21 protein-coding genes are annotated in these 22,736 nt (G+C 55.6%); 2 read left to right on the top strand and 19 right to left on the bottom strand.

The window, feature by feature from the left end:
- Positions 1-17: 17 nt before the first annotated feature.
- The 9 genes from rlpA to leuS all read right to left on the bottom strand — a co-directional run bounded on the left by rlpA (position 18) and on the right by leuS (position 10,098).
- Positions 18-1,124 carry an endolytic peptidoglycan transglycosylase RlpA gene (gene rlpA, locus IPZ49_RS07000; RefSeq protein WP_022647427.1) on the bottom strand — a complete coding sequence of 369 codons (1,107 nt, stop codon included), beginning with the start codon at positions 1,122-1,124 and terminating at the stop codon, positions 18-20.
- A gap of 16 nt (positions 1,125-1,140) precedes the next feature.
- On the bottom strand, positions 1,141-2,253 hold the full coding sequence (mrdB, locus tag IPZ49_RS07005; RefSeq protein ID WP_022647428.1) for a peptidoglycan glycosyltransferase MrdB: 1,113 nt from the start codon (positions 2,251-2,253) through the stop codon (positions 1,141-1,143).
- Positions 2,254-2,255: 2 nt separating this feature from the next.
- On the bottom strand, positions 2,256-4,157 hold the full coding sequence (gene mrdA / locus IPZ49_RS07010) for a peptidoglycan DD-transpeptidase MrdA (protein WP_015571138.1): 1,902 nt from the start codon (positions 4,155-4,157) through the stop codon (positions 2,256-2,258).
- Positions 4,158-4,185: 28 nt separating this feature from the next.
- The gene (gene rlmH, locus IPZ49_RS07015) at positions 4,186-4,653 is read right to left on the bottom strand and encodes a 23S rRNA (pseudouridine(1915)-N(3))-methyltransferase RlmH (protein WP_003858701.1); all 468 of its coding nucleotides are present in this window, start codon (positions 4,651-4,653) and stop codon (positions 4,186-4,188) included.
- 3 nt (positions 4,654-4,656) lie between these two features.
- Positions 4,657-4,974: a ribosome silencing factor gene (gene rsfS / locus IPZ49_RS07020; RefSeq protein WP_003858696.1), complete on the bottom strand. Its 318-nt coding sequence runs from the start codon at positions 4,972-4,974 to the stop codon at positions 4,657-4,659.
- Positions 4,975-5,242: 268 nt separating this feature from the next.
- On the bottom strand, positions 5,243-5,908 hold the full coding sequence (gene nadD / locus IPZ49_RS07025) for a nicotinate-nucleotide adenylyltransferase (RefSeq protein WP_023299589.1): 666 nt from the start codon (positions 5,906-5,908) through the stop codon (positions 5,243-5,245).
- A complete protein-coding gene (holA, locus tag IPZ49_RS07030) occupies positions 5,901-6,932 on the bottom strand; it encodes a DNA polymerase III subunit delta (protein ID WP_063146994.1) in 1,032 nt (343 codons plus the stop codon). The genes nadD and holA overlap by 8 nt, the downstream gene beginning before the upstream one ends.
- Complete coding sequence (gene lptE, locus IPZ49_RS07035; RefSeq protein WP_058677430.1) at positions 6,932-7,501, bottom strand: LPS assembly lipoprotein LptE; 570 nt, start codon at positions 7,499-7,501, stop codon at positions 6,932-6,934. Before lptE ends, holA begins: the two co-directional genes overlap by 1 nt.
- 14 nt (positions 7,502-7,515) lie before the next feature.
- The gene (gene leuS, locus IPZ49_RS07040) at positions 7,516-10,098 is read right to left on the bottom strand and encodes a leucine--tRNA ligase (protein ID WP_015571136.1); all 2,583 of its coding nucleotides are present in this window, start codon (positions 10,096-10,098) and stop codon (positions 7,516-7,518) included.
- A 214-nt stretch (positions 10,099-10,312) separates the two neighbouring features.
- Between leuS and IPZ49_RS07045 the strand changes: the two genes are divergently transcribed.
- Positions 10,313-10,795 (top strand): zinc ribbon-containing protein, encoded by a 483-nt coding sequence (locus IPZ49_RS07045; RefSeq protein WP_032621827.1) that lies wholly within the window; start codon positions 10,313-10,315, stop codon positions 10,793-10,795.
- 67 nt (positions 10,796-10,862) lie between these two features.
- Here IPZ49_RS07045 and rihA read toward each other — a convergent pair whose 3' ends face one another.
- The 10 genes from rihA to miaB all read right to left on the bottom strand — a co-directional run bounded on the left by rihA (position 10,863) and on the right by miaB (position 21,113).
- Positions 10,863-11,804: a pyrimidine-specific ribonucleoside hydrolase RihA gene (rihA, locus tag IPZ49_RS07050; protein WP_058677429.1), complete on the bottom strand. Its 942-nt coding sequence runs from the start codon at positions 11,802-11,804 to the stop codon at positions 10,863-10,865.
- Positions 11,805-11,923: 119 nt separating this feature from the next.
- Positions 11,924-12,649: an amino acid ABC transporter ATP-binding protein gene (locus IPZ49_RS07055; protein WP_006809622.1), complete on the bottom strand. Its 726-nt coding sequence runs from the start codon at positions 12,647-12,649 to the stop codon at positions 11,924-11,926.
- Positions 12,649-13,323, bottom strand: coding sequence for a glutamate/aspartate ABC transporter permease GltK (gene gltK / locus IPZ49_RS07060; protein ID WP_022647437.1), 675 nt, complete (start codon positions 13,321-13,323; stop codon positions 12,649-12,651). The genes IPZ49_RS07055 and gltK overlap by 1 nt, the downstream gene beginning before the upstream one ends.
- The gene (gene gltJ / locus IPZ49_RS07065) at positions 13,323-14,063 is read right to left on the bottom strand and encodes a glutamate/aspartate ABC transporter permease GltJ (RefSeq protein WP_015571133.1); all 741 of its coding nucleotides are present in this window, start codon (positions 14,061-14,063) and stop codon (positions 13,323-13,325) included. The genes gltK and gltJ overlap by 1 nt, the downstream gene beginning before the upstream one ends.
- A gap of 155 nt (positions 14,064-14,218) precedes the next feature.
- On the bottom strand, positions 14,219-15,124 hold the full coding sequence (locus IPZ49_RS07070; protein ID WP_022647438.1) for an amino acid ABC transporter substrate-binding protein: 906 nt from the start codon (positions 15,122-15,124) through the stop codon (positions 14,219-14,221).
- 383 nt (positions 15,125-15,507) lie between these two features.
- On the bottom strand, positions 15,508-17,046 hold the full coding sequence (lnt, locus tag IPZ49_RS07075; RefSeq protein WP_022647439.1) for an apolipoprotein N-acyltransferase: 1,539 nt from the start codon (positions 17,044-17,046) through the stop codon (positions 15,508-15,510).
- Positions 17,047-17,051: 5 nt separating this feature from the next.
- Positions 17,052-17,930 carry a CNNM family magnesium/cobalt transport protein CorC gene (gene corC, locus IPZ49_RS07080; protein WP_003858679.1) on the bottom strand — a complete coding sequence of 293 codons (879 nt, stop codon included), beginning with the start codon at positions 17,928-17,930 and terminating at the stop codon, positions 17,052-17,054.
- 84 nt (positions 17,931-18,014) lie between these two features.
- On the bottom strand, positions 18,015-18,482 hold the full coding sequence (ybeY, locus tag IPZ49_RS07085) for an rRNA maturation RNase YbeY (protein ID WP_003858677.1): 468 nt from the start codon (positions 18,480-18,482) through the stop codon (positions 18,015-18,017).
- Complete coding sequence (locus IPZ49_RS07090) at positions 18,479-19,525, bottom strand: PhoH family protein (protein WP_022647440.1); 1,047 nt, start codon at positions 19,523-19,525, stop codon at positions 18,479-18,481. The genes ybeY and IPZ49_RS07090 overlap by 4 nt, the downstream gene beginning before the upstream one ends.
- A gap of 163 nt (positions 19,526-19,688) precedes the next feature.
- The gene (miaB, locus tag IPZ49_RS07095) at positions 19,689-21,113 is read right to left on the bottom strand and encodes a tRNA (N6-isopentenyl adenosine(37)-C2)-methylthiotransferase MiaB (protein WP_003858672.1); all 1,425 of its coding nucleotides are present in this window, start codon (positions 21,111-21,113) and stop codon (positions 19,689-19,691) included.
- Positions 21,114-21,248: 135 nt separating this feature from the next.
- Between miaB and ubiF the strand changes: the two genes are divergently transcribed.
- Entirely contained in the window at positions 21,249-22,424 is a 1,176-nt protein-coding gene (ubiF, locus tag IPZ49_RS07100; protein ID WP_063146993.1) for a 3-demethoxyubiquinol 3-hydroxylase, read from the top strand.
- The last annotated feature ends 312 nt before the right edge of the window (positions 22,425-22,736 follow it).

Below are 22,736 nucleotides of genomic sequence, written 5' to 3' on the forward strand. Positions count from 1 at the left end.
CGGATACCACCGATTAATTACTTCGCAACAGCGATAAACGACTGGAGCTGCGCCTCGCTCTGCAAACGCTGTTGCAGGGACGCTGCCTGCGATTTGCTGGCAAACGGACCCATCTGGATACGCCATACCGCACCGTTTTGCTCAACGCGGCCTGGCACGCCAAACTGCTGGCTTAAACGCTGCTGATACTGCTCTGCACGGGCCCGATCGCTGACGGCGCCAACCTGAACCACGTAGCTGCCGCTCGCCGTCGCAGGCGCCGCAGTCTGCGTAGCAGCCGGTGCGGTCACCGGGGCGGGTTGTGCAGCGGGTGCAGCAACAACGGGCGCAGGCGCTGGGGCAGGTTCATTTGATTCAATCACGCCCGGCGCTAACGTGGTGGGTGCACCAAGGAAACCACTGCTTTTCACCGGGGCGCCTGTCGCATCTTCACTTTGTAGCGTATCGTTGCTGATGGCGTGCACTTCACCCTGCGGCTGCGCGGGCTCTGCTGGCATTGAAGCGCCCCCCATACCACCGCTTAGATCCGGGCGTGCGGGCAGGGCGTAGGTCTGTTTCGCGACCGTGGTACAGGCCGTGCCCGGGCCAGACAGCGAACCATCCTGCGCCACGATAATCGGGTCGATACGCACTTTTGTATTATTTGAGGTATTCAGACGGTCGGCTGCCGCGCGTGACAGGGAGATCACGCGATCGTTGCCGTAAGGGCCACGATCGTTGATACGTACCACGATCATCCGGCCATTCGCCAGGTTAGTGATGCGCGCATAGCTTGGAATAGGCAGTGTCGGGTGTGCCGCCGTGATCTGCATCGGATCGAAGGTTTCACCTGACGCGGTCAGATTGCTGCCTGGCTCAGCGTCATAGATGGCAGCAAAGCCGGCCTGGCTGAAACGGGAAGGATCCTGAACGATTTTATAGCTTTTACCGTCGCGCTGATAATCCTGATTCACGCTGGCGTTCAGCGGTTCATAAACGGGATCGGCACCGCTAATTTCAACAATCGGGCCATTACAGACCGCAGGCTGCGGCGGCGCGACGGTTGCCTGTTGCTGACCATCATCACTTGTACAGGCGGCAAGTAAACTTGCTGCGATGCAGATCCCCAGCCACTGCTTACGCATTGCGATCCCCTTATTTTTATACGCTTTTGGACAACATTTTCCTGTGGGTATGGATCGACATGACGATACCAAACCCGGCCATCAACACGATCAGTGCCGAGCCCCCGTAACTCACCAGCGGCAGCGGTACACCAACAACCGGCAGAATACCACTCACCATACCAATATTTACGAAGACATAAACGAACAAAATCAACATTAATCCACCCGCCATAACCCGGCCAAAGGTGGTCTGCGCGCGTGCGGCAATGTAGAGCCCACGCATGATCAACAGCACGTAGAGTGCAAGCAGAACCAGGATGCCAACCAGCCCTAACTCCTCAGCCAGAACGGCAAAGATAAAGTCGGTGTGGCGTTCCGGTAAAAATTCGAGCTGCGACTGAGTCCCGTGCAGCCAGCCTTTTCCGCGCAGGCCGCCGGAGCCAATCGCAATCTTCGACTGAATAATATGATAGCCTGCGCCCAGCGGATCGGTCTCGGGATCGAGCAGCATCATCACGCGCTGGCGCTGGTAATCATGCATCAGGAAGAACCAGAGAATAGGAATAAAGGCAGCCAGCAGGACCACCGCGATGCCGATCAGACGCCAGCTCAGGCCGGACAGGAACAGGACGAACAGGCCGGAGAGGGCGATGAGAATCGAGGTACCGAGGTCAGGCTGTGCGGCCACGAGCAGCGTCGGCAGGAAAATTAGCACCAGCGCAATGGCGGTATTCTTCAACGACGGCGGGCAGACGTCGCGGTTAATGAAGCGCGCCACCATCAGCGGAACGGCGATTTTGGCGATTTCTGACGGCTGGAAGCGGACAATCCCCAGATCCAGCCAGCGTTGCGCCCCCTTCGAGATAGCACCGAACGCATCTACTGCCACCAGCAAAATGATACAGAAAATATAGAGATAGGGCGCCCAGCCCTCATACACGCGCGGTGGTATTTGCGCCATCACCACCATAATGACCAGACCCATGGCGATCTGGCCAACTTTACGCTCCATCATGCCGATATCCTGGCCGCTGGCGCTCCAGATAACGAGGGCGCTGTACACCAGCAGAGCCAGCAGGATCAGCAGCATGGCAGGGTCGATGTGGATCTTATCCCACAGCGATTTTTTATTCGGATTATCCGTCATGATTATTGGTCCTCCGCCGCAGCGGCTGCCGGGTTTTCAGCTGGCAGTTCGGTGTTGTTATCACCCAGCATGATGTGGTCGAGGATTTGACGCATGATGGTACCCACCGCCGGGCCTGCGCCGCCGTTCTCAAGAATCATCGCCACCGCAACTTGCGGGTTATCATAAGGGGCAAACGCCGTCATGAGCTTGTGGTCACGCAGACGTTCAGCAATTTTATGTGCGTTATAGGTTTCATTCGCTTTCAGACCGAAGACCTGAGCCGTACCTGATTTCGCGGCAACCTTATACGGTGCGCCAGCGAAATATTTGTGCGCCGTCCCGTTAGGGCGGTTGGCTACGCCATACATCCCGTCTTTCGCGATTTCCCAGTACCCGGAATGAATGTCACCCACCGGCGGCTCGTGCGGCTGTATCCATGGCACTTTTTTGCCGTCTTCTACGGTGCTTTGCAGCAGGTGCGGTACTTTCACAACGCCATCGTTGATGAGGATCATCATCGCCTTGTTCATTTGCAGCGGCGTTGCCGTCCAGTAGCCCTGGCCGATGCCCACCGGAATGGTATCACCCTGATACCAGGGTTTTTTAAAGCGCTTCAGCTTCCATTCGCGGGTTGGCATGTTGCCGGAACGTTCTTCCGCCAAATCTATACCGGTGTAATGTCCGTAGCCGAATTTGCTCATCCATTCAGACAGACGATCAATACCCATGTCGTAGGCGACCTGATAGAAGAAGGTATCCGCCGACTCCTCCAGTGATTTGGTCACGTTCAGATGGCCGTGACCCCATTTTTTCCAGTCACGGTAGCGTTTTTCAGAGCCAGGTAATTGCCACCAGCCAGGGTCAAACAGACTGGTATTACGGGTAATGACGCCCGCGCTCAGCGCAGAAACGGCGACATACGGTTTTACCGTTGAGGCTGGAGGATAAACCCCCTGCGTGGCGCGGTTCACCAGCGGGGTGTTTGGATCGTTGAGCAGGCCGGAGTAATCCTTGCTGGAGATGCCATCCACGAAGAGGTTCGGATCGTAGCTTGGCATAGAAACCATCGCCAGAATACCGCCGGTACGCGGGTCGGTCACGATCACGGCGGCCCGGCTACCCGCCAGCAGCGTTTCGATATACTGCTGTAGCTTCAGGTCGAGCGTCAGATAAACGTCATGTCCCGCCTGTGGGGGAACCTCTTTGAGCTGACGGATCACGCGGCCACGGTTGTTAACTTCAACCTCTTCATACCCGGTCTGACCGTGCAGGACATCTTCGTAATAACGTTCAATCCCAAGCTTGCCAATATCATGGGTTGCGGCGTAGTTAGCCAGCTTGCCGTCTTTATCAAGGCGTTCGACGTCTTTATCGTTAATTTTGGAGACGTAGCCAATGACGTGCGTCAGCGCGGAGCCGTAAGGATAGTAGCGGCGTTTATAGCCTTTGACTTCCACACCGGGGAAACGGTACTGGTTAACGGCAAAACGGGCGACCTGCACTTCCGTCAGGTTGGTTTTTACCGGAATAGAGGTGAAGCGGTGAGAACGTGCGCGCTCTTTTTTGAACGCAGCGATGTCGTCATCAGTCAGGTCGACAACGCTTCTCAGCGCGTTCAGCGTATCCTGCACGTTATCCACTTTCTCCGGCATCATCTCTATCTGGTAGATGGTGCGGTTTAGCGCCAGCGGGGTGCCGTTACGATCGTAGATAATGCCGCGGCTGGGCGCGATGGGCACCAGCTTGATACGGTTTTCGTTTGAGCGGGTCTGGTAATCGGTATAGCGGACAATTTGCAGATTATAGAGGTTGGCGATCAGCACGCCGGTAAGCAGCAAAATCCCCGTAAAGGCGACCAGCGCCCGGCGCACAAACAGCGCGGACTCAGCCGTATAGTCGCGAAAAGAATTCTGTAGTTTCATCCGCTGCTTAAATTACCCTGGTCTGTCATTACTCGCGGTGATAAGGGTGGTTGGTAGTGATGCTCCATGCGCGATACAAACTTTCTGCCACGAGAACCCGCACAAGCGGGTGGGGCAACGTCAGCGCCGAGAGTGACCAACTTTGTTCTGCTGCCGCTTTGCAGGCGGGAGATAACCCCTCTGGTCCGCCAATCAACAGACTGACATCACGACCATCCTGCTTCCAGCGCTCCAGTTCGTGCGCCAGCTGCGGCGTATCCCAGGGTTTTCCCGGGATATCGAGGGTCACGATGCGGTTTTTGCCTGCGGCAGCCAGCATCAGCTCTCCCTCTTTATCGAGAATACGTTTGATATCTGCGTTCTTGCCGCGCTTTCCTGCTGGGATCTCCACCAGTTCGAACGGCATATCTTTTGGGAAACGACGCAGATACTCAGTAAAACCGGTTTGTACCCAGTCCGGCATTTTGGTGCCGACGGCGACCAGTTGCAACTTCACGCATTAACCCCAGAGTTTTTCCAGCTCATACAGGCGACGGCTCTCTTCCTGCATGACGTGGACAATCACATCGCCGAGATCGACAACCACCCAGTCAGCGGTCGCTTCACCTTCAACGCCCAGCGGAAGCAGCCCTGCCGCGCGCGATTCCTGAACAACATGGTCAGCAATCGAAACAACGTGACGAGTTGAGGTCCCGGTGCAGATGATCATGCAGTCGGTGATGCTGGATTTACCCTTAACGTCGATAGCGATGATGTCCTGACCTTTCAGGTCATCAATTTTGTCGATAACAAAATCCTGGAGTGCTTTACCCTGCAAGTTTTCCCCCTGGGTGAATGAGATTGTACAACTATGAATTCGTGGCCAGTCAGTATACCTGAACTGACGCCAGTCGCGGGACAAATGTCACCGCCCGGCTTTTGAAGGCGGGTATCATCCCACCCTCCGCCTGAGATTGCATCGCCATTTTTGTAAAACAATTTCTGTAAAGCAGCGATCGGCGGGAAAGTCTGGCAGCGGAGGATATCAGTATGGCTTAGCCTGTCAAGGCAGGATAAACATTAACAGACAATTTCGCCGGTGATGATCAGGCATCTGTACTTTTCTGATACAAACCGTGTGCGTGGATATAGGCCAGCACGGGCGAGGGCAGGAGATCGTCACAGTCTAAACCCTGCTGGAGACGCTCGCGGATGAGGGTCGCGGAAATATCAAACCACGGCGTTTCAGCGAGGTAAATTTTCCCGGCGGGTAGACTGTGCAGGTCTTCTATATTGTCCGTCAGATGCGCGTCAAGCCACTGCTGATGCTGCGCATCGCGCATGGTTAACGGGTAGCCCGGACGGCGGCAGACCAGCAGATGACTGTTTTCCAGAATGGTTTCGTACTGGTACCAGCTGGGAAAGTTGAGCAAGGAATCCTGGCCGATGATAAACGCCAGCGGTTGCATGGGCCCCTGCTCAGCGCGCCACTCCCGCAGCGTTTGCGATGTCCAGGAAGGGGTATCCCTGCGCAATTCGCGCTCATCCAGCGTGAAGAGAGGCTTATCTGCGATAGCCAGCGCGAGCATCGCTTTGCGCTGCTCGCTGGTTGCTTCTGGCTGAGGACGATGCGGAGGAACATTGTTGGGCATGATGATTACCCGCTGCAACCCAATCAAATTCGCGAGGATTTCTACCGGTTTAAGATGCCCATAGTGTACCGGGTCGAAGGTCCCGCCATACATTGCCTGTAAAGAATGCATATCACCCATCGATAAATACGTCTGCCAGCGCCTTATGGCAGAGCAGCAAAGAGAGGCTCTCCAGCTCCGCCCAGACAGACTGGCCGTAGTCCTGTTTTAACGTCAGTTCGGCGCGCATCAAAAGTTGCACTGCCTGACGCAACTGCTCCTGGCTCAGGCGGTTTATCGCCTCCGTGGTCATCGCCCGACGGTTCTGCCAGACGCGATGTTTATCGAATAAGGCGCGCAGGGGCGTATGTGCCGACTGACGTTTAACGTTGTTCAGCAGCAGTAATTCGCGCTGGAGCGTGCGGAGCAGAATGACCGGCTCACTCCCTTCCAGGCGCAGCTGTTGCAGTATGTGCAGGGCTCGCTTACTTTTCGCCGACAGCAGCGCATCAACCCAGTGGAAGGGAGTAAAGTGCGCGGCATCATTCACCGCCTGTTCCACGCGCGGTAGCGTCAGCTTGCCATCGGGCCACTGCAGGGCGAGCCTGTCCAGCGCCTGCGCCAGTGCCAGAAGGTTGCCTTCATAGCAATAGCAAAGGAGCTGGCTGGCGGCCTCATCCAGCTGCAAATTGTGCTGCTTTGCTCGCGCGGCAACCCATTTTGGCAGATGCGCCTGCTCTGGCGTCTGGCAGGAGACAAGCACCGCACTGGGGGCTAGCCGGGTAAACCAGGCAGCGTTTTCCTGCGCTTTTGTGAGTTTGTTGCCGCGTACGATAAGCAGCAGATCGCCGTGTAACAAACTCACCAGCATAGCCAGCTGTTCATTGATGGCAGCGTTAGGACCATTCTCAGGCAGCAGGATCTGGATTGTCTGACGAGAGGCAAACAGGCTCATGGCCTGACAAAGCGAGAAGATAGCGTTCCAGTCGGTACTGTTATCGATCTGGAACGTATGATGCTCATCGAAACCCTGCGCGGCTGCCGCATGGCGAACCGCATCAAGGCTTTCCTGGAGTAACAGGGGGTCGTTGCCGAGTAGCAGATAGGCCGCGCGCAGCCCTTCGTTGAGCTGCGCGCGGAGTTGTTCAGGATACAACCTGATCATCAGTTACCCAGCGACGTTGGCATATCCGGCGTGCGGGCATCCGGTGTTTCGATGACGTCAGCGCCTTTTTTCGTCGACGCGGCAATGGTAGGCAGCTTACGGATCAGCTGCTCCGCAGCCTTATCGTACATCTCTTTGATGATAATCTGCTCTTCGGCGTCTTTCGCCAGCGCCGTCTGCGGGTTATCGAAGAACGAACGGTAGACTTTGGTACTGATAGGGTAAATATCTTTACCCGGTATCAGAACAGCCGCGCTAACGGTCAGTACCATCTGATATTCCGCCGTCCGCCCATCCTGGAAGATTGACGCAGTGTCTTTTGCCAGCGTTGATTTCAGGACGCGAAGCGAAGGAACATCCTGACGCAGGGTTCCCTTCTCGATCAGTTCAACATCGTTCAAACGCAGCTGGTTACGAATGGCCCGGCTCAGCGGTCCATTCGGATCGGATGAGTCGAAGATCATTGTTTTCATCTGAGCAGGCACTGCCGTGGTATTGCGCAGATGCCAGCCGCAGCCAGCGGTGACCAGCACCGCCAGAGATAAGAGTATTGTTGCCAGGTGTCGCACGTTTCCTCCCGCGCTTAGCCAACGACCAGATTCAGCAGTTTACCGGGTACGTAGATCACTTTACGTACGGTAACGCCCTCAAGGTATTTCGCGACCAGATGCTCCTGGCCTGCGCGCTCGCGAACCTGTTCTTCGGTTGCGTCGACCGCGACGGTAATTTTACCGCGCACTTTACCGTTAACCTGCACCACAACCAGCGTGGTGTTTTCCACCATAGCGGATTCATCCGCCACTGGCCACGGCGCGTTGTCGATATCCCCTTCGCCTTTCAGCTCCTGCCACAGGGTGAAGCTAACGTGCGGCGTGAACGGGTTCAGCATGCGAACGACCGCCAGCAGCGCTTCGCGCATTAACGCGCGATCCTGCTCGCCGTCCTGCGGGGCTTTTGCCAGCTTGTTCATCAGTTCCATAATAGCCGCAATTGCGGTATTGAAGGTCTGACGACGACCAATATCATCGGTGACTTTCGCAATGGTTTTATGAACATCACGACGCAGCGCCTGCTGATCTTCGCTCAGTGCAGCCACGTTCAGCGCTGGCGCATCACCTTGTGAGGTGTGCTCGTAAACCAGTTTCCAGACGCGTTTCAGGAAGCGGTTTGCCCCTTCAACGCCGGATTCCTGCCATTCCAGCGTCATATCTGCCGGGGAGGCGAACATCATGAACAGACGCACGGTGTCAGCGCCGTAACGCTCAACCATCACCTGCGGGTCGATACCGTTATTTTTAGACTTGGACATCTTGCTCATGCCGGTATAAACCAGTTCATGACCTTCGGCGTCTTTCGCCTTCACGATACGGCCTTTCTCGTCGCGCTCCACAATCGCATCAACCGGAGAAACCCAGTTACGTTCACCGTTCGCGCCAACGTAGTAGAACGCATCTGCCAGCACCATACCCTGACACAGCAGCTGTTTTGCCGGTTCGTCGGAGTTGACCAGGCCTGCGTCACGCATCAGTTTGTGGAAGAAGCGGAAGTAGAGCAGGTGCATGATGGCGTGTTCAATGCCACCGATATAGATGTCTACCGGCAGCCAGTAGTTTGCAGCATCGGAATCCAGCATGCCTTCTTTGTACTGCGGGCAGGTGTAGCGCGCATAGTACCAGGAGGATTCCATAAAGGTGTCAAAGGTGTCGGTTTCACGCAGCGCTGGCTGACCGTTGACGGTGGTTTTTGCCCACTCAGGATCGGCTTTGATCGGGCTGGTGATGCCGTCCATGACCACGTCTTCCGGCAGGATCACCGGCAGCTGATCTTCCGGCGTTGGCATCACGGTGCCGTCTTCCAGGGTCACCATTGGGATTGGCGCACCCCAGTAACGCTGACGGGAAACGCCCCAGTCGCGCAGACGGTAGTTGACTTTACGCTCGCCCACGCCCAGGGAGGCCAGTTTGTCGGCGATGGCGTTGAAGCCCTCTTCGAAGCTCAGGCCGCTGAACTCACCGGAGTTAAACAGGGTGCCTTTTTCAGTCAGCGCTTGCTCAGAGAGATCGGGTTCAGAGCCGTCAGCAGCAAGAATAACAGGCTTGATGGTCAGGCCGTATTTGGTGGCAAATTCGTAGTCGCGCTGATCGTGACCCGGCACGGCCATCACGGCGCCTGTGCCGTATTCCATCAGTACGAAGTTGGCGGCCCAGACAGGGATCGCTTCGCCCGTCAGCGGGTGGATCGCTTTGAAGCCGGTATCAACGCCTTTTTTCTCCATCGTCGCCATGTCGGCTTCGGCCACTTTCGTGTTGCGGCATTCGTCGATAAAGGTCGCCAGCTCCGGATTGTTTTCCGCCGCTTTTTGCGCCAGCGGGTGACCTGCGGCCACGGCCAGGTAGGTCGCGCCCATGAAGGTGTCCGGACGGGTGGTGTAGACGGTCAGCGTCTGGTCGTAGTTTTCTACGTTAAAGGTAATTTCCACACCTTCGGAACGGCCGATCCAGTTGCGCTGCATGGTCTTAACGGTGTCAGGCCAGTGATCCAGATTATCCAGATCGTTCAGCAGTTCGTCAGCGTAGGCGGTGATTTTGATAAACCACTGCGGGATCTCTTTACGCTCAACTTTGGTGTCGCAGCGCCAGCAGCAGCCATCGATAACCTGCTCGTTCGCGAGAACGGTCTGGTCGTTCGGGCACCAGTTAACGGCGGACGTTTTCTTGTAGACCAGGCCTTTTTTATACAGCTCGGTGAAGAACTTCTGCTCCCAGCGGTAGTATTCCGGGGTACAGGTTGCCAGCTCGCGGCTCCAGTCATAGCCAAAGCCCAGCATTTTCAGCTGGTTTTTCATGTACGCGATGTTGTCGTACGTCCACGGAGCCGGTGCCGTGTTGTTTTTCACCGCCGCGCCTTCAGCAGGCAGGCCGAACGCATCCCAGCCGATAGGCTGAAGTACGTTTTTGCCCAGCATACGCTGGTAGCGTGCAATCACGTCACCGATGGTGTAGTTACGCACGTGGCCCATGTGTAGTCGACCAGAAGGATAGGGAAGCATCGACAGGCAGTAATACTTCTCTTTGCTCTCGTCTTCGGTTACTTCAAAGGTGCGCTTCTCGTCCCAGTGTTGCTGGACTTTTGATTCTATCTCTTCCGGGCGGTATTGCTCTTGCATGGCAGCCAGTGGTCCTGTGTTCAATACAGCTACAAATGTAGCCAATGGATGTGGTAATTCAGATCCGCATAGCATAGCCCAAACGCCCGCGTCAAAACAGCCTTTCACGCAAATGCACTTTGCAGGAATTTACCGGGTCTGTGCTTCACCTGACAAAGCGGCGACGAAATAAGGTCTATTATTAGAGACAGTTACTTACCCGGGAGGCAAAATGATGAACAAGGTTGCTCAATTTTACCGTGAACTGGTAGCGACTCTGACGGAAAGGCTGCGTAACGGCGAGCGTGATATCGACGCGTTGGTCGAACAGGCACGCGCACGCGTGACGCAAACGGGTGAGTTATCGCGAACCGAAGTGGAAGAGGTGACGCGCGCCGTGCGCCGCGACCTGGAAGAGTTTGCGCGAAGCTATGAAGAGAGCCAGGACGAAATCGCCGACAGTGTTTTTATGCGGGTAATTAAAGAGAGCCTGTGGCAGGAGCTGGCGGATATTACCGATAAAACCCAACTGGAGTGGCGCGAGGTATTCCAGGATTTAAACCACCACGGTGTCTATCACAGCGGCGAAGTGGTGGGGCTGGGGAACCTGGTGTGTGAGAAGTGCCACCACCATATCGCCGTTTATACGCCGGAGGTGCTGTCGCTGTGTCCGAAATGCGGGCACGACCAGTTCCAGCGTCGGCCGTTTGAGCCGTAGGTAAAAGCAAAACGGCAACGTCGTTGCCGTTTTTAGTGTCTGCTCCCTCTCCCTGTGGGTGAGGGCATCAGGCCGCAGAATAATAAGCCAGCCTCTCCGCCAGCAAATCCACAAACGCTTTCCGATCGATATCCACCATCACTGTGGTATTCGGCTTGTTTCCCGTCAGCGAGTAATAGTCCACCACCGTCATTCCCTGGGTATATTTCCCCTGTGTTTCCACACCAACCCAACGCTCGACCGTGGTAAACATTTCCGGCTTCAGTAGCCAGGCGATGGTGCATGGGTCATGCAGCGGGGCGCCGTGGAATCCCCACTTCTCGGCTTTGTGATACACCATAAAGAAATCGAGCAGCTCTGCCACGGTTGTTGCAACCGGGTTACCCACAGTACGAAATCGTTCGATGTCCTGCGCCATAATTTGTGCGCGGTGGGTAACGTCCAGCCCCGCCATCACAATCGGCAGGCCCGACTGGAAGACGATTTCCGCGGCTTCCGGGTCAACAAAGATGTTGAACTCCGCGGCTGGCGTCCAGTTCCCCAGCCCCATTGCCCCGCCCATGATGACGATACGGGCGATATTGCTGTGCAGTTCAGGATGGCTGTTCAGCAGCAGCGCTACGTTGGTCTGCGGGCCGGTCGCCACCAGCGTCACGGGCTCTGCGCTTTCACGCAGAACTTTCGCCATGAGCTCGACGGCAGTACAGTTTTGTGGTGCGAAACCCGGCTCCGGCAGCGCCGGGCCATCCAGCCCACTCTCACCGTGAACGTTATCCGCAATGATCAGCTCGCGCATTAGCGGCTTAATGGCGCCACCTGCGACCGGAATATCGGTGCGTTTTAGCAGCGTTAACATGCGCAACACGTTTCGCAGGGTTTTATCCGGCGTCTGGTTCCCTGCAGAGGAGGTGACAGCTTTTACGTCCAGTTCAGGGGAGGCAAGAGCAAGGACGAGTGCGATTGCGTCATCATGACCCGGATCGCAGTCGAGAATAATAGGCTGTGCCATGGCGTTCTCCATTCTTAGCATTATTTGTGACAAGGTTAACGCTGCGATGTGACGCCGAATAGAAAAAGAGATCTAAAGCGTGAAGCAGTGCGCAATCCACAGATTGCGCACTAAAAAGATTAATGCAGGATTTTGGCGAGGAAGTCTTTTGCACGTTCAGATTTAGGATTTGCGAAGAACTCTTCTTTCGGTGAGTCTTCAACAATTTTCCCTTCATCCATGAAGATCACACGGTTGGCCACTTTACGGGCGAAGCCCATTTCGTGCGTCACCACCATCATGGTCATCCCTTCGTGCGCCAGTTCCACCATAACGTCCAGCACTTCGTTGATCATCTCAGGATCGAGCGCGGACGTCGGCTCATCAAACAGCATCGCCACCGGATCCATGCACAGCGCACGCGCGATTGCCACGCGCTGCTGTTGGCCACCTGAAAGCTGCGCAGGGAACTTATCCGCATGTGCAGACAGCCCGACGCGTTCCAGCAACTTCAGTCCCTTTTCACGCGCCGCTTTTTTGTCGCGCTTCAGCACTTTCACCTGCGCCAGCGTCAGGTTCTCAATGATGGAGAGGTGAGGGAACAGCTCAAAATGCTGGAACACCATCCCAACGTGGGAGCGAAGCTGGGCAAGGTTGGTTTTGCGGTCATTCACTTTGGTGCCGTTAACGACAATCTCGCCCTGCTGGACAGGTTCCAGCCCATTAACGGTTTTGATAAGCGTCGACTTACCGGAGCCGGACGGGCCGCATACCACCACCACATCGCCTTTTTTCACTTCTGTTGAGCAGTCGGTCAGCACCTGAAAGTGCCCATACCATTTAGAAACATTTTTCAGGGAAATCATTATACGGTCCTTTTCTTCAGCCAGCTGACCAACAGCGATGCGCTTAAACTAATCACAAAATAGACCCCGCCTGCGAAGAGGATCATCTCAACCTGCGTTCCGTCACGTTCGCCAATGGTGGAGGCGGTACGGAAGAAGTCTGCCAGGCTCAGCACGTAGACCAGGGAGGTATCCTGGAACAGGACGATGCCCTGCGTCAGCAGCAGCGGAACCATGGCGCGAAACGCCTGCGGCAGAATAATGAGCTTCATGGACTGCCAGTGCGTCATACCGAGCGCCAGCGCAGCGCTGGACTGCCCGCGCGAGATACTCTGAATACCTGCGCGGATGATCTCGGAGTAGTAGGCGGCTTCAAACATGGAGAATGCCACCATGGCAGAGATCAGGCGGATATCGGTTTTCGGCGACAGTCCCAGCACGTTCTGTAAAAAGCCGGGAACAATCAGGTAAAACCACAACAGCACCATGACCAGTGGAATGGAGCGGAACACGTTAACGTAAGCCGTAGCAAACCAGGCGAGCGGTTTAAAGCTCGACAGGCGCATCACTGCCAGCAGGGTGCCCCAGACAATACCGACGATAATGGCGATTACGGTGATCTTTAAGGTGATCGCCAGTCCATCCAGCAGATAAGGCATGGAGGGAACAATGGAACTCCAGTCAAATTCGTACATTATTTGCCCCCCAGATTGCCCGGCAGGCGTACTTTGCGTTCAACCAGGTTCATCACCAGCATGATGAAAGCGTTAATCAGAACATAGGCGAGCGTGATTGCCGTGAAGGATTCCCATGCGTGAGCGGAGTAATCCAGCAGTTTGCCCGCCTGCGCCGCCATATCTACCAGACCAATGGTTGAGGCGATGGCCGAGTTTTTTACCAGGTTCATCATCTCGGAGGTCATCGGCGGAACGATGACGCGGTAAGCGTTAGGCAGCAGTACGTAACGGTAGGCTTGTGGCAGGGTCAGGCCCATCGCCAGTGCCGCATTCTTTTGTCCGCGTGGCAGTGACTGTATGGCGGCACGCACCTGCTCGCAGACGCGCGCAGCGGTGAACAGTCCCAGACACAGCATGGAGGAGACAAAGAATTGTACGTTAGGATCCAGCTCGGCCTTGAACCACATGCCGAGATCTTCCGGCAGCAGTTCCGGGATCACCAGATACCAGGTAAAGAACTGCACGATCAGCGGAACGTTACGGAACAGTTCCACATAGAGCGTGCCAATCGAAGAGAGAAAACGGTTAGGGACGGTACGCAGAATACCGAACAGCGAACCGACAAGAAACGCGATAATCCACGCCGTTATCGATAACGCAACGGTAACCTGAAAGCCGCTCCACAGCCAGCCGAGATAGGTGGTGTTGCCGAACGGGGCTTGTTGCAGAAAGATGCCCCAGTTCCAGTCAATTGACATAGTAAACTCCAGAAAAAAGAGGGTAGCAGCGCTACCCTCGAAGATTGGTGAGAAGCTCAATTTTTGCGCTGAGTGGGGAACGACCACTCAACGTATAGTCTGTCCATGCTTCCCGACAATCGAGAGGGCAGGAGATCCCGCCCCTGTCGTTCTAGTTAGTTAAGAGCTTTGTCGTTTGGTGATTTGAACAGCGCTTTCATGTCGTCAGACAGTTCAAAGTTCATGTTCAGGTTTTTTGGTGGAATTGGGTTCTTGAACCATTTGTCGAACCATTTTGCCGCTTCGCCAGAGGTTTGCGCTTGAGCGATGGTGTCATCGATCAGCTTTTTGAAGCCTTCATCGCCTTTACGCAGCATACAGCCGTAAGCTTCTTTCGACTGCGCAGTCCCGACGATTTCCCAGTTGTCTGGTTTCTTCGCCTTGGCGCGCTCGCCTGCCAGCAGAGCGTCATCCATCATAAACGCAACGGCACGACCGCTTTCCAGGGTACGGAAGGAGTCGCCGTGATCTTTCGCGCTGATGATGCGCATATCCATTTTCTTCTCGTCGTTCAGCTTGTGCAGCAGCACTTCGGACGTGGTACCGGAGGTCACGACAACCGCTTTGCCTTTCAGGTCAGCAAAATCTTTGATATCGCCGCCTTTCTTCGTCAGCAGGCGGGTGCCTACAACGAAGATAGTGTCCGAGAAAGCGGCCTGTTTCTGACGCTCAAGGTTGTTGGTGGTTGAGCCACATTCAAAATCAAATGTGCCGTTTTGCAGCAGAGGAATACGGTTCTGTGAAGTGATGGGGATCAGCTTCACTTGCAGGTCAGGTTTGTTCAGCTTTTTCTTCACGGCTTCAACGATGGCGTTGGAGTAATCCTGTGAATAGCCCACGACTTTTTGCGTGTTGTCGTAGTAAGAGAACGGGACAGAAGATTCACGGTGGCCGACCACGATCACGCCGTTTTTGGCAATCTTGTCGAGAGTGCTTCCTGCTGCCGGAGCGTCTTCAGCGTGAACGATGCCCGCAGACATTCCCATAACCAGCATTGCTGTGGCCAGTTTACGTAATTGCATACCCAACTCCTTTCTTATCAGCGCCAGTGACGCTTTGATACCCATTGTGATGTTGTTATATCTCGCGCAATGCGAGTGCAGTGTTATGCAAGCTTGTTAACATTTAGTCTGGCTTAATGTAAAGATTTTGCTGCGTTATTGTTTATTTTTGCGAAGCGCGCCGCACCATTCAGAGGCAATAATCTCTCGTTGCACCGTTTCGGTGCTACCGGAGATCCATGCTGGTGCGACAAGGTTGCACGTTAAGCCAGACAGCGTTTGCGAAATTAAACAAAGCAACAGGCGTGCCAGAATTGAAGTTTAGGAGGAAATTGTCGGGTGGCGGCTGCGCCGGAGAGTAGGCCGGGTAAGGCGTAGCCGCCACCCGGCAACAGAAGGCCAGGTTATCTACGACGCTGACGCAGGCTCATCACTACGGCGGCAAAACCGAACAGCGTGGTCAGGATCCACAGCGGCCAGTTCCCGGTGCGCGCATAAGGCGTCAGGCCCGTAGCTGGCGTCACTTTCGTGGTCAGCACCTCACGGGTGAACTGCGGGATCATGGCCTGGATTTCACCCTGCGGGCCAATCACGGCGGTGATGCCGTTATTGGTGCTGCGCAACAGCGGACGTGCCAGCTCCAGAGAACGCATTCGTGCCATCTGGAAGTGCTGCCACGGGCCGATCGATTTACCGAACCACGCATCGTTTGAGATGGTCAGCAGATAGTCGGTGTCCGGGCGGAAGTTATCGCGCACCTGCTCGCCGAGGATAATCTCGTAGCAAATAGCGGCCGTCAGGGCAAAACCGTGCGCATGCAGCTGCGGCTGAACGTAAGGGCCCCGGCTGAATGAGGACATCGGCAGGTCAAAGAACGGTGCCAGTGGGCGCAGAATAGACTCCAGCGGAACAAATTCGCCAAACGGTACAAGGTGATTTTTGTTGTAACGATTGGTGGAGGTATAGCTGTATTCGCTGTCCTTACCGAGCGTAATGATCGTGTTGTACGTGTCATAGCGGTTCTGCTGATTGAGACGCGCATCCACAATTCCGGTAATCAGCGTACTGCCGCGCGCGCGCAGCAGATCGTCCATCATCTTCAGGAAGGGCTGCTGATTGATCTCCAGATCCGGGATCGCAGACTCAGGCCAGATGATGAGCTGCGATTTGCCCATCACCTTTTCAGTGGCGTTGGCGTAGATTTTCAGCGTGTTCAGCAGCTGATTCTCATCCCATTTCAATGACTGCGGGATATCGCCCTGTATCAACGATACCTGCGTGGCGCGCGCGGGCTCCAGCGTGAACCACTGGATATAACGCAGTGGGAAAGGCAGGGCAAACAGGATTAACGCGGCAACCAGCGGCTTCCAGTTACGTGTCACCAGAGCCAGCACCAGCAGGCCGCTGACCGCCATGAGCAGGAAGTTAATCGCCTCTACGCCCATGACGGGAGCCAGACCTTTCAGCGGGCCGTCCACCTGGCTATAGCCGAACTGCAACCACGGGAAGCCGGTCAGTACCCAGCCGCGCAGAAATTCGGTGATTTGCCAGACAACGGGAGCCGCTATCGCGACGCGCAGCCAGGTCGTTTTAGGCCACAGACGAGATAGAATACCGGCGAACAGGCCAGTGTAGAGCGAAAGATAGGCGGCGAGCAGCACAACCAGGAAGACGTTAACCGGCCCCGGCATTCCGCCAAATTGCGCGATACTGACGTAGACCCAGTTGATACCAGAGCCAAACAGCCCCAGCCCCCAGAAGTAGCCTATGGCCGCGGCCTGTACCGGACGACGGTTCAGGGTAAGACCCTGTAGCCCCATCAGGGAGAGAATAGCGGCTGGCCAGATATCGTAAGGAGAAAAAGCCAGCGTACCGCTGGCTCCGAGTAACAGCGCCAGCAGCAAACGGACGCGCTGGCGTTCAAAGAGTGGGGCAAATGCCATTTACATTAATCTTCCAGTTTTGGCACCGGTGAGTCGTCCGGCATTCTGACATGAACCTGAATAATACGTCGGCTGTCAGCCATTGCGACCTTGAACTGGTAACCATCGATGTCAACGGTTTCACCGCGGGCCGGAAGATGGCCGAAGGCCTGCATCACCAGACCACCAATGGTGTCCACTTCTTCATCGCTGAAGCTGGTGCCAAAGGTGTCATTGAAGTCTTCAATGGAGGCCAGCGCGCGCACGGTCCACGTGTGGCGGCTCAGCTGACGGAAGTCGATATCCTCTTCTTCGTCATATTCATCTTCGATTTCGCCCACGATCAGCTCAAGGATGTCTTCGATTGTGACCAGACCGGAAACGCCACCAAATTCATCAATAACAATCGCCATGTGATAGCGCTGGGAGCGAAACTCCTTCAGCATCCGATCCACACGTTTACTTTCCGGCACAACCACGGCCGGACGTAACACTTTTTCCATACTGAAGGCTTCGGCATCGCTGCGCATAAACGGCAGCAGATCTTTCGCCATCAAAATCCCTTCGATGTGATCTTTGTCTTCGCTGATGACCGGGAAACGTGAGTGAGCCGATTCGATAATCACATCGAGGCACTCGTCCAGCGTCTGGTTGCGTTTCAGGGTAATCATCTGCGAGCGGGGGATCATGATGTCGCGGACGCGCTGGTCGGCGATGTCCATCACCCCTTCGAGCATTTCGCGCGTATCTTCGTCGATAAGGTCGTTCTGCCCGGAATCACGAATCAGCTCCAGCAGTTCGTCACGGTTTTTCGGTTCGCCGTGGAAAAGCTGGTTCAGGATGAGGGAGAAAAATCCCTTTTTAGTGGTTGTCGTGTCGCTACTGTGTGAATTGTCGTCGCTCATGGCGTTTGTTAAGGGTTCTCTTGTTAGTTCAACGTTAACCGCCGCGCTATGTCCCTGCGCGGCGGCATGGTAGTCAGTGACTGACTATTCTTTCTCGGCAATGTACGGATCCTCATAGCCCAGAGCAAGCATTATCTCTGTCTCGAGGGATTCCATCTCTTCCGCTTCGTCATCTTCAATATGGTCGTAACCCAGAAGATGCAGGCTACCGTGCACCACCATGTGTGCCCAGTGCGCTTCCAGCGGCTTTTGCTGCTCTTTGGCTTCCTGCTCAACCACCTGACGGCAGATGATCAGATCGCCCAGCAGCGGCATCTCAATGCCCGGAGGGGCTTCGAACGGGAAAGAGAGCACATTGGTCGGCTTATCTTTCCCGCGATAGGTCAGGTTGAGCTCATGGCTTTCTGCTTCATCCACCAGGCGAATCGTGACCTCTGATTCTTCCTGAAACTGGGGGATAACGGCATCCAGCCATTTCTGAAACTGTGCCTCTTCTGGCATGCCGGAATTATCTTCACAGGCCAGCTGTAAATCGAGGATCACCTGACTCATTTCTGTTCATGCTCCTGCGCTTCGCGCTTACGTTCTGCGGCCAGCTCGGCCCTGCGCTTCTGATCTGCCTCTTCCCAGGCCTCATAAGCGTTAACGATACGCGCGACCACCGGGTGGCGTACCACGTCTTCGCTGTGGAAGAAGTTGAAGCTGATTTCGTCTACCTCGGCCAGCACTTCGATGGCGTGACGCAGACCCGATTTGGTGTTACGCGGCAGGTCAATCTGAGTGACGTCACCGGTAATAACCGCTTTCGAGTTAAAGCCAATACGCGTCAGAAACATCTTCATCTGTTCAATGGTGGTGTTCTGGCTCTCATCCAGAATGATGAACGCGTCGTTAAGCGTACGCCCACGCATGTAGGCCAGCGGGGCCACTTCAATCACGTTACGTTCGATGAGCTTTTCAACTTTCTCGAAGCCGAGCATTTCGAACAGCGCGTCGTACAGCGGGCGCAGGTAGGGGTCCACTTTCTGACTTAAATCGCCCGGCAGGAAGCCGAGTTTCTCACCGGCTTCTACAGCAGGGCGGGTCAGCAGGATACGGCGGATCTCCTGACGCTCAAGCGCATCGACAGCAGCAGCAACGGCCAGATAGGTTTTACCCGTACCCGCCGGACCCACGCCAAAGGTGATGTCATGGTCGAGAATGTTGGCGATGTACTGTGCCTGGTTCGGGGTACGAGGCTTAATCACGCCGCGTTTGGTTTTAATGTTGATGGCTTTGCCATAGTCCGGCACGCTTTCCGCGCTCTGCTCAAGCACGCGCGCCTCTTTGATGGCCAGGTGGATCTGTTCAGGTTCAATATCCTGGATCTCACCGCGCATCGGGGCGGTATCAACATACAGGCTGCGGAGAATATCTGCCGCGGCGTTGACGCAGATTGGGCGTCCGGTGAGTTTGAAATGGTTATCGCGACGATTGATTTCGATACCCAGACGTCGCTCCAGTTGTTTGATGTTGTCATCAAACGGCCCGCACAGGCTCAGCAGGCGAGCGTTGTCTGCGGGCTCAAGGCTAATTTCACGCGTATCTATGTTCAAACTGTTCCTCTTTATTTGGTTAACTGACCTGTGGCCACACGGCGTAATAAAACGGTCATTACCGAAATTATTCACGCCATAGAATAAAGGCGCAAGCGTTGCGGTAGATATTGGGGGTGATGAGAGGAAATACAAGGCCTGCCGGACAGGCAGGCCAGAGGGATCAGGGCTGGTAAATGCCTACGCCAGAATCGTTGACTTTACGGGTGCGAGAGATAACGGATTCCGGAGTCTGTGCAATACGCAGACCCATTTCGTCCTCAGTGCGTACCACCTTCCCGCGCAGCGAGTTCGTGAGCACTTCGACAATCTCGACGTCCACAAACTTACCAATCATGTCCGGGGTGCCTTCAAAATTCACCACGCGGTTATTTTCGGTTCGACCGGACAGTTCCATGATGCTCTTACGGGAAGTGCCTTCCACCAGAATACGCTGGACAGTGCCGAGCATACGACGGCTCCAGGCGTTGGCCTGCTGGTTGATACGCTCCTGCAAAATATAGAGACGCTGCTTTTTCTCTTCTTCCGGCACATCGTCAACCATATCGGCCGCTGGGGTGCCCGGGCGTGCTGAGAAGATGAAGCTGTAGCTGACGTCGAAATTCACCTCGCCGATGAGCTTCATGGTGCGCTCGAAGTCATCAGCGGTTTCGCCAGGGAAGCCGACGATAAAGTCGGAGCTAATCTGGATATCCGGGCGTGCTTCACGCAGCTTGCGGATGGTGGACTTATACTCCAGCACCGTATGTGGACGACCCATCAGGTTCAGCACGCGGTCAGAGCCGCACTGGATCGGCAGGTGCAGGAAGCTCACCAGCTCTGGCGTATCGCGATAGACGTCAATAATGTCGTCGGTAAATTCCATCGGATGGCTGGTGGTAAAGCGAATGCGGTCAATGCCGTCAATCGCCGCCACCAGACGCAGCAGTTCAGCAAAGCTGCCAGTGGTGCCGTCGTAGTTTTCCCCGCGCCAGGCGTTCACGTTCTGGCCCAGCAGGTTCACTTCGCGAACGCCCTGCGCGGCAAGCTGCGCGATTTCAAACAGGATATCGTCTGCCGGGCGGCTCACTTCTTCACCGCGGGTGTAAGGTACCACGCAGTAAGTACAGTATTTGTTGCAGCCTTCCATGATGGAGACGAAGGCGGTCGGGCCATCAGCGCGCGGCTCTGGCAGACGGTCAAATTTCTCGATCTCCGGGAAACTCACGTCAACCACCGGGCTACGGCTGCCGCGAACCTGGTTAATCATCTCTGGCAGGCGGTGCAGGGTCTGAGGGCCAAAAACGATATCCACATAGGGGGCTCTCTGGCGGATCAGCTTACCTTCCTGCGATGCGACGCAGCCACCCACGCCAATGATCAGGTCCGGATTTTTCCGTTTGAGAAGCTTCCAGCGGCCTAACACATGAAAGACTTTTTCCTGTGCTTTTTCACGAATTGAACAGGTGTTCAGCAGCAGCACATCGGCTTCTTTCGCATTTTCAGTCAGCTGGTATCCGTGGGTGGTATCCAGCAGATCGGCCATCTTCGATGAATCGTATTCGTTCATCTGACAGCCCCAGGTTTTTATATGGAGTTTTTTAGTCATCGACTTGCTCAGCTCAGGATTGCAAGCCGCGTATTGTAATGCTTTGGTGCGGTTGTGACCAGTATGAAGGTTGTCAACCTCAGGGCCGCAAAAATCCGGTAAACTTAAGGTATTCTCCAATAAGGAATAGTGACCATGACACTCCTGAACACCGAAGTTGCCGTTGTTGGCGGCGGTATGGTCGGCGGCGCACTGGCGCTGGGGCTGGCGCAGCAGGGATTTGACGTAATCGTTATTGAACAGGCGGCTCCGCCGGTATTCGATCCTTCCAGCCAACCGGACGTGCGTATTTCCGCCATCAGCGCGTCCTCTGTTGATCTGCTTCGCGGGCTGGGCGTCTGGGAGGCGGTGCTGGCGATGCGCGCGCACCCTTACAGCCGTCTTGAAACCTGGGAGTGGGAAAATGCTCACGTCTCGTTTGACGCCGCCGAGCTGAAACTGCCGCGTCTGGGCTATATGGTGGAAAACAACGTGCTCCAGCAGGCGCTCTGGCAGGCGCTGGAGGCGCACCCGAAGGTGACGCTGCGCGTTCCGGACTCGCTGAAAGCCCTGCATCGTCATGAAGGTGGATATCTCCTGACGCTGGATAACGACGATGAGCTGGCCGTAAAGCTGGTGGTGGGGGCGGATGGCGCGAACTCGCAGGTCAGGCAGATGGCAGGCATTGGGATCCATGCCTGGCAGTATCAGCAGTCCTGCATGCTGATCACCGTGCAGTCAGAAAACGCGCCGGGCGAAAGCACCTGGCAGCATTTTACGCCGAACGGCCCGCATGCATTCTTACCGTTGTTTGATAACTGGGCTTCGCTGGTGTGGTACGACAAGCCGGCGCGCATTCGACAGTTGCAGGGGCTGTCCATGGATCAGTTGCAGCGCGAAATCCGCCAGCACTTCCCGCGCCGTCTGGGTAACGTGACCCCGGTTGCCGCTGGCGCATTCCCGTTGATGCGACGCCATGCGTTGCAGTATGCCCGTGAAGGGCTGGCCCTGGTGGGAGACGCGGCGCACACCATTCATCCGCTGGCGGGGCAGGGGGTTAACCTGGGATACCGTGACGTCGATGCGTTACTGGATGTGCTGGGTAACGCTCGCGCCCACGCGGAAGCCTGGGCCAGCCATCAGGTACTGAAGCGCTACCAGACGCGCCGTATGGCGGATAACTTCATTATGCAGTCGGGGATGGATCTGTTCTATGCCGGGTTCAGCAATGACGTGGGTCCGGTGCGGATATTGCGCAATATCGGACTGATGGCGGCGGAGCGCGCCGGTGGTCTGAAGCGTCAGGCACTGAAATACGCCCTCGGACTCTAATCTTTATTCCCTCTCCCCGTGGGCTGAGGGTTCCCCACAAATTAATGCGAGCACTGAGCAATCCCCTCGCCCCTCCGGGGAGAGGGTTAGGGTGAGGGGAACATACGGCGGTGGTGGTCATTCCGTTCACTTTATGTTCCTTGCTACTCTGTAACGACATGACCGGTGAACGTGCCAGGGTGGCTCAGTCGCCACCACCCTGGCAACCCGGGCTCCCGCCGGTAAATCGCCGCTTCGCGGTGCCCTCGGCATATTCCTTCCGGCTTATCGGGTACGGGCGGAGGCCACGTCCCTCAAAAGCCGCCCTCTCGG

The organism is Enterobacter cloacae complex sp. S2 (assembly GCF_015159675.1).
Lineage (GTDB): Bacteria > Pseudomonadota > Gammaproteobacteria > Enterobacterales > Enterobacteriaceae > Enterobacter > Enterobacter intestinihominis.

Excerpts from the sequence above, each read along its gene's own strand:
- rlpA (WP_022647427.1), bottom strand. The coding sequence starts at position 1,124 with ATGCGTAAGCAGTGGCTGGGGATCTGCATCGCAGCAAGTTTACTTGCC.
- mrdB (WP_022647428.1), bottom strand. The coding sequence starts at position 2,253 with ATGACGGATAATCCGAATAAAAAATCGCTGTGGGATAAGATCCACATC.
- mrdA (WP_015571138.1), bottom strand. The coding sequence starts at position 4,157 with ATGAAACTACAGAATTCTTTTCGCGACTATACGGCTGAGTCCGCGCTG.
- nadD (WP_023299589.1), bottom strand. The coding sequence starts at position 5,908 with ATGGGTGATATGCATTCTTTACAGGCAATGTATGGCGGGACCTTCGAC.
- holA (WP_063146994.1), bottom strand. The coding sequence starts at position 6,932 with ATGATCAGGTTGTATCCTGAACAACTCCGCGCGCAGCTCAACGAAGGG.
- leuS (WP_015571136.1), bottom strand. The coding sequence starts at position 10,098 with ATGCAAGAGCAATACCGCCCGGAAGAGATAGAATCAAAAGTCCAGCAA.
- IPZ49_RS07045 (WP_032621827.1), top strand. The coding sequence starts at position 10,313 with ATGAACAAGGTTGCTCAATTTTACCGTGAACTGGTAGCGACTCTGACG.
- rihA (WP_058677429.1), bottom strand. The coding sequence starts at position 11,804 with ATGGCACAGCCTATTATTCTCGACTGCGATCCGGGTCATGATGACGCA.
- IPZ49_RS07055 (WP_006809622.1), bottom strand. The coding sequence starts at position 12,649 with ATGATTTCCCTGAAAAATGTTTCTAAATGGTATGGGCACTTTCAGGTG.
- gltK (WP_022647437.1), bottom strand. The coding sequence starts at position 13,323 with ATGTACGAATTTGACTGGAGTTCCATTGTTCCCTCCATGCCTTATCTG.
- gltJ (WP_015571133.1), bottom strand. The coding sequence starts at position 14,063 with ATGTCAATTGACTGGAACTGGGGCATCTTTCTGCAACAAGCCCCGTTC.
- IPZ49_RS07070 (WP_022647438.1), bottom strand. The coding sequence starts at position 15,124 with ATGCAATTACGTAAACTGGCCACAGCAATGCTGGTTATGGGAATGTCT.
- lnt (WP_022647439.1), bottom strand. The coding sequence starts at position 17,046 with ATGGCATTTGCCCCACTCTTTGAACGCCAGCGCGTCCGTTTGCTGCTG.
- corC (WP_003858679.1), bottom strand. The coding sequence starts at position 17,930 with ATGAGCGACGACAATTCACACAGTAGCGACACGACAACCACTAAAAAG.
- ybeY (WP_003858677.1), bottom strand. The coding sequence starts at position 18,482 with ATGAGTCAGGTGATCCTCGATTTACAGCTGGCCTGTGAAGATAATTCC.
- miaB (WP_003858672.1), bottom strand. The coding sequence starts at position 21,113 with ATGACTAAAAAACTCCATATAAAAACCTGGGGCTGTCAGATGAACGAA.
- ubiF (WP_063146993.1), top strand. The coding sequence starts at position 21,249 with ATGACACTCCTGAACACCGAAGTTGCCGTTGTTGGCGGCGGTATGGTC.